A 1265-nucleotide genomic window follows, 5' to 3' on the forward strand; every position below is an offset into this window, starting at 1 on the left:
TGTGGGACTCGGCGGCGTAGTGCACCACCGCGTCGGCGTCGGCGACGAGGGTGTCCACGATCGTGGGGTCGGCGATGTCGCCCACCACCAGACGCACCCGGTCCTCGGGCAGGCCCGCGAGGGAGGCCCGGTTGCCGGCGTAGGTCAGCTTGTCCAGCACCGTCACGGTGTGATCGGTGTGCGCGATGACGTGGTGCACGAAATTGGAACCGATGAAACCGGCGCCACCGGTCACGAGGAGTCGACTCATGCGCTCCAGGTTAGCGGGGCTCGCCGCGTCGCTCGGAGGGGGAGTGGATTGGCGCCCGCCTCCGGATGGGGGAAAATGAAGCTCATGCGCGGAATCATTCTTGCGGGCGGCACAGGCTCCCGGCTGCACCCCATCACTCAGGGCATCTCGAAGCAGCTCGTGCCGGTCTACGACAAGCCGATGATCTACTATCCGCTGTCCACGTTGATCCTCGCCGGCATCCGCGACATCCTCATCATCACCACCCCGCAGGATTCGGAGCAGTTCCAACGTCTGCTGGGCGACGGATCGCGTTTCGGGATCTCCTTGACGTACAAGGTGCAGCCCTCTCCCGACGGGCTCGCGCAGGCCTTCCTCCTCGGCGAAGAGCACATCGGGTCGGACTCGGTGGCGCTGGTGCTCGGTGACAACATCTTCTACGGCCAGGGGATGGGCACCCGCCTGCGGCAGTACACCGACCTCGACGGCGGAGTGGTGTTCGGCTATCGCGTGGCGGACCCCACCGCCTACGGTGTCGTCGAGTTCGATGCGGACGGCCGAGTCGTTTCCCTCGAGGAGAAGCCCGAGCACCCCAAGAGCAGTTACGCCGTGCCGGGACTCTACTTCTACGACAACGACGTGATCGAGATCGCGCGTGCCCTCACCCCGTCTCCGCGCGGGGAACTCGAGATCACCGACGTCAATCGCACCTATCTCGAGCGGGGGCGCTTGCGCGTCGAGCTCCTTCCGCGGGGAACGGCCTGGCTCGACACCGGGACCTTCGACTCCCTCAGCGAGGCGACGGAGTTCATCCGCACCGTCGAGAAGCGCCAGGGTTTGTCGATCGGCTGTCCCGAGGAGGTGGCGTGGCGAATGGGATTCCTGTCGGACGATGAATTGCGCCAGCGCGCCGAGCCGCTGGTCAAGAGCGGATACGGTCGCTACCTGCTGAGCGCTCTGGAACATGCCGGCGACCGCTGACCCGGTGTGGGGGGGGGGGGGGGGGGCCCCCCCGGGGGGCGCCCGCCCCCCCCCC

At 67.4% G+C, this 1265-nt stretch carries 2 protein-coding genes; one reads left to right on the forward strand and one right to left on the reverse strand.

The features are described 5' to 3' along the window. Nucleotides 1-250, reverse strand: a 250-nt coding sequence (locus ACK4LS_RS10050) for an NAD-dependent epimerase/dehydratase family protein (RefSeq protein ID WP_409716682.1), incomplete at its 3' end; no start/stop codon positions are given. 84 nt (nucleotides 251-334) lie between these two features. Here ACK4LS_RS10050 and rfbA point away from each other — a divergent pair. Then, nucleotides 335-1210: a glucose-1-phosphate thymidylyltransferase RfbA gene (rfbA, locus tag ACK4LS_RS10055; protein ID WP_409716684.1), complete on the forward strand. Its 876-nt coding sequence runs from the start codon at nucleotides 335-337 to the stop codon at nucleotides 1208-1210. The last annotated feature ends 55 nt before the right edge of the window (nucleotides 1211-1265 follow it).

It is taken from the genome of Microbacterium sp. (genome assembly GCF_046295495.1).
In the GTDB taxonomy this organism is placed as follows: Bacteria; Actinomycetota; Actinomycetes; order Actinomycetales; family Microbacteriaceae; genus Microbacterium.